Genomic DNA, 15,967 nt, shown 5'->3' with positions numbered 1-15,967 from the left:
TGCCGGCGCCGAGCGGATTCGCCTCAGCCGTACCGGCGCAGGTCGTGGAAGAAGTCGTCGATGAGGCGGAGCTGTCCCGCCCGGGCCACTTCGTCGTAGACGTACTTGCCGACGGCGAGGTCGAGGACGCCGAGCCCGAACGGTGAGAAGATCACCGGCCGGTCGGACGGCGGGGTGAGCCGGCCGCTCATGACGTCGTCGAGGGTGCCGTCCAGGAAGTCGCGGTTGCCCGTGAGCTGCTCGGCCAGGTGGGGCGAGGTGTCGGCCTTCAGGCAGTGCTCGATGTCGTCGACGATGTTGGCCGAGGACAGCAGGATCTCCGGGGCCAGATCGCGCAGGGAGATGTGCAGGACCAGGGGGTTGTGGGCGAACCAGGCCGGGTCGCTGACGTGGGGTTCGCCCGCGATGGTGGCGAAGACGACGAGGTCGCTGGAGCGGATGAGTTCCTCGGCGCCGGCATGGACCGTGACCTGGCCGGGGGCGCCGGACTGCTCCAGGTAGCCGCGGAAACCGGCCGCGCTGTCGGCGGAGACGTCGTACACGCCGATCTTGTCGAACGCCCAGTCGGTGCCGGTCAGGAAGGTGTGGATGTAGCGGGCGATCAGGCCCGTGCCGAAGAAGCCGACGCGTGCGGGGCGGGGCCGGGTGCGGCTGAGCCGGTCGGCGGCCAGTGCGGCGGAGGCCGCGGTTCTGGTCGCGCTGATGATGGAGCTCTCCAGGCAGGCGAAGGGATAGCCCGTGTCGTGGTCGTTGAGGATGAGGACCGCGGAGGCCCGGGGCAGACCCGCACCGACGTTGGCCGGGAAGCTGGAGATCCATTTCAGGCCGTCGACGTGGACCGACCCGCCGATGGAGGCCGGCAGCGCGATGATCCGGTCCGCGGGGCGGTCCGGGAAGCGCAGGAAGTACGACGGGGGGTTCACGGACCGGCCGGCGCCGTGCAGCCGGTAGGTGGCCTCGACGAGCTCCACGATCTGTTTCTCGCGCCCGCTCAGAGCCTGCTGGACCTGGGCGCCGGGGATCACCGCGAAGGTCGGCGCCGGGGCCGGGCCGGAGCCGGACCGCTGGGTGGTGGGTGACAACAGGTTGGTCATCGCCGGCTCGCCTCCGGGGTCGGGCAGCTGTCGGGCAGCCGGCGGGGCTCGGCCATGCCGACGAGTACCTGGCGCTCTCCGGTGAAGGCCTCTCTGCTGTGCGCGGTGCGGATGTTGTCGACGAGCATGAGGTCACCGTCCTGCCAGGGCTCGCGCCGGGTGTGTTCCTCGTAGGTGGTGTTGAGCAGCCGGACGGTGTCCTCGCCGATCGGGGTGCCGTCTCCGAAGCGGGTGTTGAACGGCAGTGCGTCCTCGCCGTAGACGTCCACCAGGTACTCGCGCACCTCCGGGGCGAGCGTCCACTCGTTGAGGAAGGCGATCTGGTTGAACCAGCACCGCCTGCCGGTGAGCGGGTGCCGTACCACGGCGCTGCGCCGCTGCCGGGTGTGCAGGGACCCGTCGGGCTGCCAGGTGAAGTCGATGGCGTGGGCGCGGCAGTACTCCTCGATGGCGGCGCGGTCGTCGGTGCCGAAGGATTCCGTCAGGGACGCCCCGATCTCCTCGTTGTAGGCGCGGGTCAGCAGCCAGCCCTCGTGTTCGAAGCGCTCGGTCACCTCGGTGGGCAGCGCCCGGAGCATGTCCTCCGCGTCGGCCACCGCCGTCGCCCCGCCCTCGCCGGGCGCGGTCAGGCACGCGAACAGCATCAGGCCGGGCACCTCGAGCGCGTAGCTCAGTTCGTGGTGCATACACATCGGCTGGTTCGCCGGCCAGGGCGTGGAGGAGTACACCCCCGGGCCGTGGGCGTCGCGGGGGGCGAAGGCCTCCTTCTCCGTCAGCAGGCCGCCGGTGAGTGCCGTGAACACGGCTCCGGCCCCGGCCGCGTCCCGCAGCCCCAGGCCCCGGACGAGCAGCGCACCGTGCTCGGTGACCTGGGCGCGCAGCGCTTCGCGGTGCTCGGCCGCCCAACTCGACGCGTCCCCGGGGGACTCGACCCGCAGGATCGGAGGTCTGTCCGGCTGCGGCTCTACGTCGAGCGATGCTGTCAGGGGTGGTGAGGACGACATCTCTGTCTCCTTTCGGTTGCCCCGTGGGAGGCGACGGGAGGTTCAGGAGGAGGCCAGTGGTTCGACGGCGCCCAGGACGGCTTGGGCGGCCCCGGCCGGGCGGGTGCGCAGGAAGTAGTGACCGCCGTCGGCGAGTTCGTGCAGCTCCACGCGTTCGGCCAGGAGCTGCCAGTCGTGCCAGCGGCCGGCGTGTGCGGCGGTGTAGGGGTCGTCGGCGGCGACGACCACGGTGACCGGCGCGGTCAGCTTCACCGCGGGTGGGGCTGTCAGGGCGGCGGCGAAGTAGCGGTGGGCGGACACGCAGTCGTGCCGGTAGGCGGCACCGACGTGCTCGGCGTGCTCGGCATTCAGTTCCCGCAGTTCGGTGTAGCCGCTGTCCGCGGTCAGTCTCGCGGCGATACGGGCATCGCTCAGGCCCGTCAGCTCGGCGACGGCGGCGCGCCGGTCGGAGGCGGTGCCGAGGAGTTGGGCGGCGAGGAACACCCGGGCGACGTCGACGCCGTGCTCCTGGAGCTTCCGCGCCGTCGCCACCGCCGGCGCCGCACCGGACGAGTGGCCCCACAGCATGACCCTGGTCAGGCCGCGGGCGGTGACCTCGGCGACGACCCGGTCCGCCACCTCCTCGATCGGCGCGAACGGCTCGGTGTGGGCGGCCAAATCGTGACCGGGCAGTTCGACGGCGTGCACCGCGACCCCGCCGGCCGCCAAGGCGCCGGCCATCGGCTGGTAGTTGACCGCGTTGCCGCCCGCGTAGGGGAAGCACACCAGTACGCAGTCCGGCGCACCGCCCGCTTCCGACAGCGGCTGGAGCAGCTCCGGGCGCTGCCGGGCGGTGCCGTCGAGGAGGGCGGCGAGGTCGGCCAGTACCGGGTGCCGGGTGATGTCCTTGAGGGAGACGGCACGGTCCAGGGCGATGGTGAGCTTCACCGCCGACAGTGACGTGCCGCCGGAGTCGAAGAAGTGGTCCGTGCGGCCGATCCGGTGCTCGGGGACGCCCAGCAACTCCGCCCACACGGCGGCCAGTTTCCGCTCGGTCGGGGTGCGGAGGACGTGGTCGTGCTCGCCCGTGTCGTCGCTCTGCACGGGCTGTACGGCGGCCGTCCGCTCGGCCAGCGCGGTGAGGGCCTTCCGGTCGGTCTTTCCGTTGGCGGTCAGCGGCAGGGCGGGCTGCCAGTGGAAGGCGGAGGGGATCATGTAGGCGGGCAGTTCGGCGCCCAGCGCTTCGCGCAGCACGTCGGGCTGGAGGTGCCGGCCGGTGTAGAAGGCGTTCAGGTGCCTGCTGTGGTCGGCCCGTTCGGCGACGACCACCGCGCCGTCGCGCACTCCGGGAACCCGCAGCAAGGTGTTCTCGATCTCACCGATCTCGATACGGAAGCCACGGATCTTGACCTGGTTGTCCCGGCGGCCGAGGAACTCCAGTCGGCCGCCGGGCTGCCAGCGGCCCCAGTCACCGCCGAGGTACAGCCGCTCCCCCGGCCGGTACGGATCCTCCCGGTAGGCCTCACGGGTCCGCTCGGGGTCGTTGACGTAGCCCCGTCCGACGCAGACGCCGGAGAAGGCGATCAGTCCCGGGGCGCCCAGGGGTACCAGCGACAGATGCTCATCGACTACGTAGACGTGCACGTTGTTGACCGCACGCCCGAGCAGCACACGCTCGGGGACGCCGGCCATGACCTCGTGGTTGGTGTCGTCCGACGTCTCCGTCAGACCATAGGCGTTGACCAGTTTGATCCCGGGCTGGATCGCGAACCAGCGCTGGATCAGCTCCCGCTTCAGTGCCTCGCCCGTCACCGAGACGCACCGCAGGTCCGGCAGCGCGCGGGGCTGCCGTTCCAGGTACGAGACGACCACTTCCAGGTAGGAGGGCACGACCTGCGCCACGGCGGCCCGGCCGCGGACGATGGTGTCGAGGAACCGTTCGACGTCCAGGATCGCATCCTGCCCGACCAGCAGGGTCCGCCCGCCGACGAGCAGCGCGGACACCAGTTGCCACAGCGAGATGTCGAAGCACTGAGGGGCCGTCTGTGCCACCACCGATCCTTCGGCGATCTCCAGGTCGTCGATCTTGGCGTGGAGGTGGTTGAGCATGCCCGCGTGTTCGCACATCGCGCCCTTGGGCTCACCGGTGGAGCCGGAGGTGAAGTAGATGTAGGCCAGTTGGCCGGCGGCTACCTTCACTCCGACGTCTCCGCCGTCGTGCTGTTGCCGGTACGCCGTCTCGATCGGCAGCTTCTCGACGCCCGGCAGGGTGGCCAGGGCCTGGTCGAGGGTGTCGGTGCCGCCGGATTCGGTCAGCACCAGCCGGCACCCTGCCCGCGACAGTGTCGCCGTGATCCGTCCGGCGGGGAAGTGGGGTTCGATCGGCAGGTAGACGCCGCCCGCCTTGAACACCGCCAAGGTCGCGGCCAGCCAGTCGAGATGGCGTTCGGTGACCACCGCGACCACGTCCTCCCGGCCCAGTCCACGCTCCAGGAGGGCCCGGGCCAGCCGGTTGGCGCGGGCGTTGAGCTCGCCGTACGTCCATTCCCGCTCGCCGTGCACCGCCGCCACCAGATCCGGATGCGCGCGCACCCGCTGCTCGAACAGTTCGTGCACCCGCGCCGACGGCAGTTCCCGGCGGGGCCCGGCCAGCCCCTCGATCTGCTCGTGCACCTCGTCGGCGGACAGCAGGCTCTGCCGAGTGTGATCGGCGTCCGCGTCCGCCGCGATCAACCGCAGCGCGGCCAGGTGATAGCCCCCGGCCCGGGCCGCGCAGTCGGTGTCCAGCACCTGCGTGCGGTACCGCAGCCGCACCGACAGCCGCCCGTCCTGGTCGCACCAGCCGACGCCCAGCGCGGCGTCCTCGACGAGCCCGGCCTCCTCCCCCGCCGGGTCGAACACGACCTCGTACGACGGGCCCGCCACCCCCAGTTCCTGCCGCAGATCCTCCACCGGGAAGTGCCGGTGTGCCAGCAACTCGGCCTCGACCCGGTGTGCCTCGGCCACGAGCGAGCGCCAGGTCCCGTCGGAAACGGTCAGCCGGCACGGCAGCGGTCCGCTCCGCTCGCCCGCGACGTAACCCGTCACAACCTCCCGCTCGCCGGACAGGGCGGCCAGTACCTTGGTGTGCGCGGCCAGCAGCACCGCGCTCACCGGCACCGCCGACTGCCGCGCCAGCTCACGCACCGCGGTCGCCACGGCGTCCGGCACGGTCGCCTCGTACTCGGCGACTCCCGCGACCGGCTCCGGAGCCCATCGTGGCACCGGGGTGAGACCTCCGGCGGTCAGCACACGGCTCCAGTACTCCCGGTCCGCCTCTACACGCGCTCCCATCGCTTGGCCTTCCTCAACTCAGCGTCGCCGCAGCGCCGTTGACCGTAGACATTGCTGTTTCCGAGCCGATGCCGCTGAACTGGCCGGGGGCATCGGGCATGTCCGCAGCGGGGTTGCCGCCCCACTGGGTGTCCGGGGGGACTTCCTCGCCTTTCATCAGGAAGGAGTCGGTTGCCAGCACGGCGCCGTCGCCCATCGTCACGCCGTAGTGCACATGGGCGCCGACGCCGAGCGTGCAGCCGGCACCGAGGGTGGTGCGGTCGGACTTGAAGGTGCCGTCCTCCTGCGAGTGGCACTGGATCTTGCTACCCGCGTTGAGGGTGCACTCGTCGCCGATGGTGGTGAGCGTCCGCTCCGTCAGGTAGCAGCCGTCGTCGAACACCCTGCTGCCGATGCGCACACCCAGCAGCCGCCAGACCAGCGCCTTGAAGGGGGTCCCGTTGAAGATGTTCAGGTGCTCGTCCGGGACCTTCCACAGGCGCTCGTGCCGCCAGAAACGCGGGTCGTAGATGGAGAACAGCTGGGGCCGCAGCGCGCGGAACGATGTGATGCAGCGCTCCACGAGGATGTAGTAGAGGGTGGTCGACGCGAGCGTGAGGGCCAGATATCCGGCGATCACCACATGCCCGAGCACGCCGTACAGGTCGACGGAGGCGAGCGCGAGAAGCGTCAGCAGGAAGGTGTGCAGCCACCGCGCGAACAGCATGACGGCCATCGAGCGCAGGTTGTAGCGGTTCTTCGCGGCGAGACGCCGGCGCAGTGTGTCCCCGGTCCGCAGGTGATCGAACCGCGTGTCGCGCTCCACCGAGCGGGGGATCTCGAAGCAGGGGGAGCCCAGGAGCCCCACCCCTTCACGGATCTCACCGTCGAGGGGCACCATCACCTTCGTCGCGAGCAGGCAGTTGTCGCCCGTCCTGCCGCCCGCGGGGTAGGCGATGTTGTTGCCGAGGAAGTTGCGTGCCCCGATCGACGCCCGGGACACCCGGAAGGACGTGCTGGAGAAGTCGGCGTTGAGGACCGAGAGCCCGTCGGCCACCATCGTGCCGCTGCCGACGGTGACCAGGAAGGGGCTCTCGTGCTGCACCTCGGTGCCGAAGTTCGACCCGGTCTGCTCGACACGGGACAGGTCGTATCCCAGGCCGCGCAGGTAGTACACGATGTAGGAGCTGTCGCCGAAGAGCCAGGCGAAGAACTTCACGTTGGTCATGCGGGCCGTCGCCCGGTGCGCCGCGTAGTGGAATCCGTAGAGCGGATAGACCCTGTCGGGTCTGACAGCGAGACTCAGCAGCCGCGGCACGGTGTACAGCACGACGAGACCCACGATGACGAAACCGAAGAACAGCGCGAGGGACAGCAGCAGCGCGTCGGTGATCAGGGCCGACGGCCCGAGGCCGTCCCTGTCCGGGCCCAGCCGACTGCCGATCGCCGGAACCCCGGTGAACAGCATGTACACCCCGCCGAAGGCCAGCGGCAGGTATACGAAGAACAGCTGGAGAAGGGTCAGGAGTCCGAACCAGGCCCGGCGCGGGGTGCCGCACTTCGCCGGAGCGACCCTCACATAGTCCGTCCGGGTGGGCTGTGCCGGGGTGCCGTGCCGGCGCTCCCCGTCCGGCACCGCTTGGCCGCGGTACAGGGCGGACGAGTGACCGATCTGCGCTCCGTCGCCCATCGACGTGTCGATGTCGAGGACGGTCTTCTCGCCGACGAACACGTCGCGGCCGAGTGTGACCCGTCCGGTCTGGATGCGGCCCGCGTGTGCCCGGTAGCAGAGCAGGAACGCGTCCTTGCGGATCACCGTCCCGGCCCCGATCGTGAGCAGGTCGGTGCAGACCGGTACGGAGCGGGAGAGGATCGTGACCCCCTTGCCGATGCGCGCGCCGAGTGCCCGCAGGTACAGCACGTACAGCGGATTGCCGACGAAGAAGACCATCGGATTGGCGTGGAGGAGCACCTTCAGGAGCCAGAAGCGCAGATAGGCGAGACTCCAGAGCGGGAATTCGCCGGGTTTCCAGCGGCCGACGAGCAGCCATTTGGCGATGACCGGGAACAGGCACATGGCCACGAAAACGGTGCCCCCGAAGAGAAGTGACCTCAGGTAGATGTCCGCCAGACCCGATCCGTTGGCGATCCACTCGTATCCCCGGGAGGTGACCAGGCCCGCCACAAAGGAGTAAGCCAGGAAGGCCAGCAATTGGCAGGATCCGCAGAGGAAATAGCGCAGCCGGCTCGTCGGCCGGCGCGGCGGCCCGCACGTCGGCGTCACCGGTGCTTCGGCGGCCGCGGGAGCCGCCGCCGCGAGAGCGGCCGCCAGGCTGCGGATCGTGGGGTGCCGGTATATGTCCTTCATCGACGCGGACGGCAGATCCGCCCTCTTCCTGATCCGGGCGCAGAACTGTGCCATCACCAGGGAGTTGGCGCCGAGGTCGGTGAAGAAGTGGCTGTCGACCGGAATGCGCTCGAGAGACGTGACGTCGGCCAGTACGTCCGCGAGCATTCTTTCCGTCTCGGTCACTGGTCCGGATATGGGGACCTCGGAGGACTGCTCCACCATTCGACCTCCTAGATCGCGAACCGTGGATCTCAGTTTGGGTCGGCCCGCGTCGGGCTGCCACTCCGAACGGATCGCCGGGAACGCGACGAGCGGGAAAAGAGCCAGTCCGCCCTTGCTCACCGCACCGTTCGACCTGGTAAGCACATCACCCGAATGGCCGGAGTCCGGGCGTGGACCCATGGCGGTCCGGCGCCGGTGAGGGCTTGTCGCGCCTGCCCGGGGTCTGGTTGGGTGCGGCGGACCACGTGCGCGAGGGACGCGCCGGACGGAAGGGGCGCGGTGTGCGTACGACGGCTCGGCAGGACGTGAGAGGGCCCTTGCCCGAAGGGCTCGGGCAGGCGATCCGCGAGACCGCCGGTGACATCGCCGCTCTTCTGCGCGCGGTGCCCGACACATCGGCTCCCGTACCCGGATTGCGGTGGACGGTCGGCGAGGCGGCCGCCCATCTGGCGCTGGCCAACGAACTGATGGCCGATCTCGTGTCCGGACGGGAGCGCCCGTACGGCGACGGCACACCCGGGAGTCTGGCCGCGGCCAACGCGCAGGCGCTGGAGGGATTCGGGGAGCGCCGGGCGGAGCCGCTCGCGACGATGATCACCGAGGAGGCCGGCCTGTTCCTGGACGCCGTGGAACAGGCCGCGTCCCACACGGCGGCCGAGAACCCCACGCTGGTCACCCCGCTCGGCCCCATGGACCGGGCGATACTCGGGTCATACCTGCTGACGCACATGCTGGGCCACGGTTACGACCTCGCCCGGGCGTTGAACCGCCCGCACATGCTCGACCACGACCGGGTGATGCTCTGTATGCCGTTCATGCTCTCGGTCATGCCGCGCGTCGCCGACCCCGCGGCCACCGCCGGTCTCACGGCCCGGTACACCATCCGGCTACGGAGTGCCGCGGCGTTCGGTGTCGTCCTGGCCGACGGCACCGTGAACGTGACACCGGGGCCACCGGACCGTCCGGACTGCACCATCCTGCTCGAGCCCGTCACCTTCCTCCTGATCGCGTTGGGCCGCCGCAACCCGTGGCGGGCCATCGCGCGGGGACAGGTCGTCGCCTGGGGGCGCAGACCATGGCTCGCGCCGCGCTTCCCGACCCTGTTCACCGCGCCCTGACGCGCACCGCCAGTCAGGCGCCGCCGCGCAGCAGGGCCGCGCCGAGGGGAGTCAGGACGTGGAGTACACCGACGGCGTGCCGTCGGCTGGTGAGCAGGCCCGCGTCGCACAGCGCTGTGGTGTGGTGGGTGACGGTGGCGGCGGAGACACCGACGGCCCGGGCGAGCTCACCGGTGGTGGCCGCTCCGTCGGCGGTGACCCGCAGGACGGCGGCGCGGGTGCGGCCGAGGAGCGCCGTCACCGGTGCCGCGGGCCGGCCGGCGGAGGGTTCGTCGTGCGGTGGCGGCGGTGGAAGGCGGTGGAAGGCGGTGGAAGGGGGCGGACCAGCACCGGAGGCAGGTCGGGATCGGCCAGCGAGATCGGGCGGTTCCAGCAGAAGCAGGACGGCACCAGGGTCAGGGCGCGGCCCTGGAGACACAGGTCCCGGTCGTCGCAGTACTCCACCGAGAGGACGGGACGGGCGACTGCCGCGCATACCGGGCCCAGGGTGCGCAGGAGGCCTTCGACGCCGCCGTCGAGGAAAGCGCGGGCACGCACGGCTCGCTGGATGTCGATGCGGGCCTGGATACGGTCCCCGTAGGGAGCGATGACGGCGTCGTGACAGCCGCGCAGCGCCCGGACCAGGTCGGCACGGTTCCCGGTCTCGGCCACACGGGGTGCCCAAGGGCGGACTCCCCTGACCCGGGCGAGCCTTCGAGCTGTGCGGTCACTGTGTCCGGTCCGCACCCCACGGCCCGCCGCCGCCCTCGGTCTTCGGCAGTGCCTGTTCCGCCCAGATCACCTTGCCCTGGGGGGTGTACCGGGTGCCCCAGCGTTCGGTGAGCTGCGAGACCAGGAAGAGGCCCCGGCCGCCTTCGTCGGTCGTCGCGGCGTACCGCAGATGCGGCGAGGTGCTGCTGGCGTCGGCCACCTCGCAGGTGAGGGTGCGGTCGTGGATCAGCCGGACGTGGATGGGCTCGCCGCCGTAGCGGATGGCGTTGGTGACGAGCTCGCTCAGGACGAGCTCCATACCGAAGGCGAGCTCGGTCAGGCCCCACTCGTCGAGTTTGTCGGCGGCCGCGAGGCGTACCTTGGCCACGGCGGCCGGATCGGGCGGTACGTCCCAGTCGGCGATCCGGTCGGGCGGCAGCGCCCGGGTGCGGGCGATGAGGAGCGCGACGTCGTCCTGGGGCCGGCCGGGCAGCAGCTCGTCCAGCACGGCCTGGCAGCTCTCGTCCGGCGGCCGGTCGGGGTGGCCTTCCAGAGCCTCGCGCAGCAGTTCCATGCCCACGTCCAGGTCGCGCGCGCGGTCCTCGACGAGGCCGTCGGTGTAGAGCACGAGCTCGGAGCCCTCGGGGAGGTCGAACTCCGCCGTCTGGAACGGCATGCCGCCCAGGCCGAGCGGCGGTCCGGCAGGCAGGTCGGGGAAGGTGGCGCTGCCGTCCGGGAGGACCAGCGCGGGTGCCAGGTGCCCGGCTCGCGCCATGGCGCAGCGGCGCGTCACCGGGTCGTAGATCGCGTACAGGCAGGTGGCGCCCACGACGGCCGCGGGAGTCTCGGGGCAGGTCTCGTTCTGGTCGATACGGCCGACGAGGTCGTCCAGATGGCCCAGCAGTTCGTCGGGCGGCAGGTCGAGCGTGGTGAAGTTGTGCACCGCGGTGCGCAGTCGTCCCATCGTGGCGGCGGCGTGCAGGCCGTGACCGACCACGTCACCGACCACCAGGGCCACCCGGCTGCCGGGCAGGGGGATCACGTCGAACCAGTCGCCGCTCACTCCCGACTGGGCGGGGAGGTAGCGGTAGCCGACGTCGAGGGCGCTCTGCTCGGGCAGGGCCCGCGGCAGCAGGCTGCGCTGGAGGGTGACGGCCAGGGCGTGCTCACGGGAGTAGCGGCGGCCGTTGTCGATGCTGATGGCGGCACGGGCGACCAGCTCCTCCGCGAGCGACAGCTCCTCCTCGTCGAAGGGACCGTGCTCCTTGGACCGCCAGAAATTGGCCAGGCCCAGCACGGTGCCGCGGGCCTGGATGGGGGCCGTGATGAGGGAGTGGATGCCGAATTCCACGATGTCCTCGGAGCGCTCCGGGTCCTGCGCGCGCCAGCCGGTGGCGGTGGACAGGTCGGTGACCAGTTCGGAACGGCCGGTGTCGTAGCCGCGGGCCTGGGGTGTGGAGGGCAGGAAGTCGATCAGCCGGTCCTTCTCGTAGAGCGGGTGGTCGTCCCGGATGCCGCTCACGGCGATACGTCGCATGCCGGTCGCCGTGCTGGCGGGTTCCTCGCCGTGCAGCACGGCATCGGCCAGGTCCACGGTGACGTAGTCGGCGAAGCGCGGGACGGCGACCCGGGCGAGTTCGTCGGCCGTCCGGGCCACGTCGAGGGTGGTGCCGATGCCCAGTCCGGCGTCGTACAGCAGCTTGAGCCGGTCGCGGGCGACCTGGGCTCTGCCGGACACGGCCTGGAGTTCGGTGGAGTCGCGCAGTGTGACCACGGTTCCCTTGGGGCCTCCGCAGCGGTCCGTGGGCCGCTGGTTGACCGCCAGCAGCCGGGGCCCGGCGAAGTGGACCTCGTCGGTGGCCTCGCGGCCGGAGGTGAGGAGCTGGGCCATTTCGGGTTCCAGGCTCGCCAGCTCGGCCACCCGCCTGCCCTCGGCGTCCGCGGGCAGTGCCAGGAGCCGCCTGGCCTCGTCGTTCGCCAGCAGCAGCACCCCGTCGTCATCGATGATGAGCACGCCTTCGCGCACGGAGTGCAGCACCGCGTCGTGGTGCTCGTACATGCGGGTCATCTCGCCCGGGGCCAGGCTGTGGGTCTGGCGGCGCAGCCGTCTGCCCACCAGCGCCGTCACGCACGTCGCCGCTGCGAGCGCGCCTCCGCCGGCGGTGAGGATGATCGGTATCTGCCGGTCCACCTGGCTGGTGACGTTCTTGACCTTCAGCCCCGCGGAGACGAGGGCCACCACCTTGCCGTGGGGGTCGTTGATGGGAACGGTGGCCTGCACCTCCCGTCCCAGTGGGCCGTGGACGCTTTCCGTGTAGACCTTCCCGGCCAGGGACGGCCCGATGGTGCCCACGAACCGCTTTCCGATCCGGCTCGGGATGGGGTGGGTGTAGCGGATGCCGTGGGTGTCCATGACGACGATGAAGTCGACGCCCGCGGACTTGCGTCCCGCCTCCGTCAGCGGCTGGAGCACCTTCGACGGGGCGGGGGTGCGCAGCGCGGTCAGGACGCCCGGGGAGTGGGCGAAGGTCTGCGCGACGGCTATGGAACGGCGTTTGGCTTCGGCGTTGGTGTCTCGCCGCGACTGAAGGAAAAGGGAGAAGACGGCGAAGACCACGAGCAGCACCACCAGTGCCACTTGCAGGATGAACACCTGCCCGGCGACGCTCCGCGGACTCTTCCCCGACAGCGGTCGCAGCGATATTCGCCTAAGCCGGGCAAATCGGTCTTGCATTCGGCCTTTCTAGCACTGCTTGCCCCGAATCGTCACCACCCTGTCCAGAGAGCGGCGGTCACCGCTCCCACTGCTGTCCCATGAGTCACACCGGTCACGGTAGGCCTCTGCCCACGGGTCGGGTCAGAAGGCCGTGTGCGCGAACCATGAATCGAGTGCCGCGGCCTCTCCCGACACCTCGAAGGCCACCTCCTGGTACGACCGGCGCCCGTAGAGCAGCAACAGGAGGTCGGCACCCGGCCCGCCCACCGCCACGTGCGGCTCGGATTCCGTGGTGCCGTCGGCCGCTCGCGGCAGCAGGCGGAATCCGTCCGGATCCAGCCGCACCCGCCACTCCTCGCCGGCGCCGCCGACGGAATCCGTGCATCGGAAGGCGATGATCTCGCCGTCGCCGCGCACTTTCGCGACGTCGGGGGCGAAGAGGCCCGCGTAGGGCAGGTTGGCGAGGAACTCGTCCACCCCGTCCGCCGCCAGGACGGGGTCGATGTCCGGGTCACGGCCGACGGCACGCTCGGCGTCCACCCGGTGCACCAGCGTCTCGAACAGCATCCGCCGGGCCCAGAACCGGGCATGCTGGTCCTCGCCCCACGCCCACATGGCCGCCTGGGGATCCGTGGCCCGCAGTACGGCCGCCACTCGGGGTACGCCCGCCGCCACCCACTCGGCATACTCCTGCGCACGCTCCGGCAGCCCCAGCTCCACGTCCCGGCTGCGCGGGGGCTCCTGCACCAGCCGGGTCAGCAGCGCGGAGAACCAGCGCTGAAGCGATCCCACGTGCCGGGAGAGTTCGGCCAGCGTCCAGTCGGGGCAGGAGGGCACGGCGGTCGCGGGGTCCGCGCTCCCCGCCACCTCGGCGAAACGCAGCGTCTCCCGCTCGATCGCCTGCCGATAGATGTCGTACGGCAGCGGGTGCCCCGCCCGGCCTGTCGTCTCCATGTGCTGCCGCCCTTCTGTCCACGCCACGAAATCCGTCGTGATCAGTGTGGCGGCTGGAGTGCACTCCAGGGCAAGTCCGCCGGGTACGCGCGGGCCCGACGGAGAGAGAATCGGAATATGCCCTTCCGTTTCCGTGACCGCCGGGCAATCCCGAGGCTCGGATGGACCGTACATACTGATGTGTCGAGATTTCGGTTCCCCGCGGGCCGCCTCCCGGACGAGGCTCTGCTGTCCGGGCTGGCCACCGGCGATCCGGAGCTCGCCGTCACGTTCGTGCGCCGGTTCCAGCACACGGTCTTCGGTGTCGCCGTCGCCGTCGTCGGGGATCCGCAGCTCGCCGAGGACGTCGCCCAGCAGACGTTCGAGCGGGCATGGCGCCATGCGCAGATCTACGACGCGCGTCGCGGTTCGGTGCGGACCTGGCTGACGGCCATCGCCCACAATCTGGCCATCGACGCCGTACGCTCGCGGCAGCCGGAGCCGGTGGCGCCCGAGGACCTCGAGGCGGTCCTCGGTGTCGTCAGCGAGACACCCGAGCGGCACGCGCTGGCCGACGAGGCGTCCTCCCGGTTGCGGGCCGCCGTGGCGGAGCTGCCGCCCGAACAGGGGCGCGCCCTGGTGATGGCGGGCATCTACGGCATGACCGCCCAGCAGGTCGCCGACTCGGAGAAGATCCCGCTGGGCACCGCCAAGACGCGCATCAGGGCGGCGATGGGCAAGCTGCGGACCACGCTCGCGGCGCCGAAGCGAGGCGACCATGTCGAGTGACGTGACCTGCGAGAAGCTGCGGGAGATCGGCGCCGAGCTGGCGCTCGGCGTGCTGCCCGGCCGGGAACGGGCCGGTGCGGTCGCTCATCTGGACGAGTGCGCGGAGTGCCGGGAGTACATCGGGCAGTTGACCCTCGTCGGCGACGGGCTGATCGGGCTGCTGCCCGGCAATGAGCCGCCGGTCGGGTTCGAGACCAGGGCGGCGCAGGCTCTGACGCACGGGGCGCAGGTCCATGAAGGGCGTCCGCACACCCGTGAGGCCTCCGTGCCACCCCAGCGCCGGCGCGGCCGGGTACGGCTGCGGATCGCCTCCGCCGCGGCCGCGCTCCTCGTCGCCACAGGGTTCGGAGGCTGGGCGGTCGGTACGGCGATCGAGGACGTCACGGCCGGCCCGTCCGCCACCTCCCCCGGCAGCGGCACGGAGATGCTGTCCGGAGACCTCAGCTCGGCCGCCGCCGGCCGGAAACCGGTCGGTGAGGTCTATGCGCACGCCGATCCGCACGGCTGGGTCTACATGACCATCGATCTCGCCGGCGCCGGGAAGCCCTACAGCGGCAAGGTCTTCTGCCTGCTGGTCCACAGCGACGGCAGCACGGTTCCCGTCGGCGCCTTGACGCTGCGCGGGGGAAAGGGCTCCTGGGGCAGCCCCGCCTCCGTCGATCCCAAGGCACTCACCGGCGCGCGGGTGACGACATCCGACGGAACCCTGCTCGCCACAGCCCACCTGGGGGCGTCCGACCTGGCCGCCCCGGCGTGGTTGACGTAGTACGCGACGCGAACTAGTGGGCGGCCGCCGAGGAGACGGCCGCCCGGGCCGCGCGTTCCACCAGGGAGACGCCGTCCCCCATCGTCGTGCTCCCGTGGGAGAGGACCGCGACGAGGTAGTGGTGCCCGTCCGCGGTGATCTCCCCGACGCTGTTGACGTCCCACAGCTTGGTGGCGGTGCGCTGTAGCCAGCCGTTCTTCAGCGCCCAGCCGGAGTCGGCGGCCGCCGAGACGCCCCAGGCCTGCTCGGCGGCGATACGAGCCATCAGCGTGCGGATGTAGGTGCGGGAAGCCTGGTCGAGCGCAGGGGAGGCGCCGCCTCTGCCGGAGCCCGCGCCGAAGACGTCGCGCAGCAGCCGTATCTGGTCGCTCGCCGTCGTCCGGGTCAGCCCCCACTCGGCGCCGGAACCGCCCTTCGTCGAGGTCAGCCCCAGCCGCTTGTTCGCGGCGTCCAGACCGGACGCCAGTCCGATGCGCCGCCACAGCGCGTTCGCCGCGTCGTTGTCGCTGCGCTCGATCATCACTTCCGCCCGGGCGCGGTCCTGCGCGGTGAGGCTCCGGCCGGCGTCCTGGGCCTGGAGCAGCGCCGTGGCCAGGATGTCGACCTTCACGATGCTGGCGGTGTCGTAAGGGATGTCGTCGCCGTACACCGCGGGCGTGCGGCCGGTGTCGTCGAGGTCGAGTGCCGCGGCCGTCACCTGTTCCTTCCCCTGCGGCCGCACCCGCTCGAGGAACGCGGCCGTCGCCGGGTCCGACCGCGTGGTGGCGGCGTCGGACCGCGCGGCCGCCGCTGCCGGTGGCGGGTCCACCGTCCCGGCCGCCAGCAACCCCGCCACCGAGGTCGCGACGACGCCGGCCCACATCGCGGCACGCCTATGCGGCAGGAGGCAGGGTCGGTACGGCATCAGCAGGACCTCGGCAGTTCGCGGAACAGCGGCACAGTCCCGCGAACCTAAACAAATTGCCTGCCGCGCGACGTGACCGTCGCCACGAAA

12 protein-coding genes are annotated in these 15,967 nt (G+C 71.2%); 3 read left to right on the top strand and 9 right to left on the bottom strand.

The genetic code is table 11. The annotated features are described in order from the left end of the window. Positions 1 to 23: 23 nt before the first annotated feature. The 4 genes from sbnB to ACWGJM_RS13545 are packed head-to-tail and all read right to left on the bottom strand — an operon-like array spanning position 24 to position 7,961. On the bottom strand, positions 24 to 1,094 hold the full coding sequence (gene sbnB, locus ACWGJM_RS13560) for a 2,3-diaminopropionate biosynthesis protein SbnB (protein ID WP_453411834.1): 1,071 nt from the start codon (positions 1,092 to 1,094) through the stop codon (positions 24 to 26). Beyond that, on the bottom strand, positions 1,091 to 2,098 hold the full coding sequence (locus tag ACWGJM_RS13555) for a TauD/TfdA family dioxygenase (RefSeq protein ID WP_453411833.1): 1,008 nt from the start codon (positions 2,096 to 2,098) through the stop codon (positions 1,091 to 1,093). The genes sbnB and ACWGJM_RS13555 overlap by 4 nt, the downstream gene beginning before the upstream one ends. Positions 2,099 to 2,140: 42 nt before the next feature. Then, complete coding sequence (locus ACWGJM_RS13550; RefSeq protein WP_453411832.1) at positions 2,141 to 5,410, bottom strand: non-ribosomal peptide synthetase; 3,270 nt, start codon at positions 5,408 to 5,410, stop codon at positions 2,141 to 2,143. Positions 5,411 to 5,423: 13 nt separating this feature from the next. After that, positions 5,424 to 7,961, bottom strand: a complete 2,538-nt coding sequence (locus tag ACWGJM_RS13545) for a Pls/PosA family non-ribosomal peptide synthetase (RefSeq protein ID WP_453411831.1) — start codon at positions 7,959 to 7,961, stop codon at positions 5,424 to 5,426. Positions 7,962 to 8,242: 281 nt separating this feature from the next. Between ACWGJM_RS13545 and ACWGJM_RS13540 the strand changes: the two genes are divergently transcribed. Beyond that, positions 8,243 to 9,079, top strand: a complete 837-nt coding sequence (locus ACWGJM_RS13540; RefSeq protein ID WP_453411830.1) for a maleylpyruvate isomerase family mycothiol-dependent enzyme — start codon at positions 8,243 to 8,245, stop codon at positions 9,077 to 9,079. A 13-nt stretch (positions 9,080 to 9,092) separates the two neighbouring features. Here ACWGJM_RS13540 and ACWGJM_RS13535 read toward each other — a convergent pair whose 3' ends face one another. From ACWGJM_RS13535 to ACWGJM_RS13520, 4 genes are all read right to left on the bottom strand, one after another. Further along, complete coding sequence (locus tag ACWGJM_RS13535) at positions 9,093 to 9,320, bottom strand: ArsR/SmtB family transcription factor (protein ID WP_453411829.1); 228 nt, start codon at positions 9,318 to 9,320, stop codon at positions 9,093 to 9,095. Beyond that, on the bottom strand, positions 9,317 to 9,730 hold the full coding sequence (locus ACWGJM_RS13530) for a hypothetical protein (RefSeq protein ID WP_453411828.1): 414 nt from the start codon (positions 9,728 to 9,730) through the stop codon (positions 9,317 to 9,319). Before ACWGJM_RS13530 ends, ACWGJM_RS13535 begins: the two co-directional genes overlap by 4 nt. Before the next feature lie 55 nt (positions 9,731 to 9,785). Then, entirely contained in the window at positions 9,786 to 12,503 is a 2,718-nt protein-coding gene (locus ACWGJM_RS13525; RefSeq protein ID WP_453411827.1) for a SpoIIE family protein phosphatase, read from the bottom strand. 123 nt (positions 12,504 to 12,626) lie between these two features. Beyond that, on the bottom strand, positions 12,627 to 13,439 hold the full coding sequence (locus tag ACWGJM_RS13520) for a maleylpyruvate isomerase family mycothiol-dependent enzyme (protein WP_453411826.1): 813 nt from the start codon (positions 13,437 to 13,439) through the stop codon (positions 12,627 to 12,629). Between the two features lie 180 nt (positions 13,440 to 13,619). Here ACWGJM_RS13520 and ACWGJM_RS13515 point away from each other — a divergent pair, with 180 nt between their 5' ends. Both ACWGJM_RS13515 and ACWGJM_RS13510 read left to right on the top strand, forming a co-directional pair. Continuing rightward, a complete protein-coding gene (locus ACWGJM_RS13515; protein ID WP_453411825.1) occupies positions 13,620 to 14,207 on the top strand; it encodes an RNA polymerase sigma factor in 588 nt (195 codons plus the stop codon). Next, on the top strand, positions 14,197 to 14,973 hold the full coding sequence (locus tag ACWGJM_RS13510) for a zf-HC2 domain-containing protein (RefSeq protein WP_453411824.1): 777 nt from the start codon (positions 14,197 to 14,199) through the stop codon (positions 14,971 to 14,973). The genes ACWGJM_RS13515 and ACWGJM_RS13510 overlap by 11 nt, the downstream gene beginning before the upstream one ends. Before the next feature lie 13 nt (positions 14,974 to 14,986). On the opposite strand, the gene ACWGJM_RS13505 is transcribed toward ACWGJM_RS13510, so the two are convergent. Beyond that, a complete protein-coding gene (locus ACWGJM_RS13505) occupies positions 14,987 to 15,877 on the bottom strand; it encodes a serine hydrolase (RefSeq protein ID WP_453411823.1) in 891 nt (296 codons plus the stop codon). Positions 15,878 to 15,967: the final 90 nt, after the last annotated feature.

The sequence above is a fragment of the Streptomyces sp. NPDC054834 genome, assembly GCF_053611185.1.
Note: the sequence above shows the minus strand (reverse complement) of the source record. Positions and strands in the feature narration are given on the sequence as shown.

Coding starts and splice junctions, on each gene's coding strand:
- ACWGJM_RS13520 (WP_453411826.1), bottom strand. CDS start 13,439: ATGGAGACGACAGGCCGGGCGGGGCACCCGCTGCCGTACGACATCTAT.
- ACWGJM_RS13555 (WP_453411833.1), bottom strand. CDS start 2,098: ATGTCGTCCTCACCACCCCTGACAGCATCGCTCGACGTAGAGCCGCAG.
- ACWGJM_RS13525 (WP_453411827.1), bottom strand. CDS start 12,503: ATGCAAGACCGATTTGCCCGGCTTAGGCGAATATCGCTGCGACCGCTG.
- sbnB (WP_453411834.1), bottom strand. CDS start 1,094: ATGACCAACCTGTTGTCACCCACCACCCAGCGGTCCGGCTCCGGCCCG.
- ACWGJM_RS13505 (WP_453411823.1), bottom strand. CDS start 15,877: ATGCCGTACCGACCCTGCCTCCTGCCGCATAGGCGTGCCGCGATGTGG.
- ACWGJM_RS13545 (WP_453411831.1), bottom strand. CDS start 7,961: ATGGTGGAGCAGTCCTCCGAGGTCCCCATATCCGGACCAGTGACCGAG.
- ACWGJM_RS13510 (WP_453411824.1), top strand. CDS start 14,197: ATGTCGAGTGACGTGACCTGCGAGAAGCTGCGGGAGATCGGCGCCGAG.
- ACWGJM_RS13550 (WP_453411832.1), bottom strand. CDS start 5,410: ATGGGAGCGCGTGTAGAGGCGGACCGGGAGTACTGGAGCCGTGTGCTG.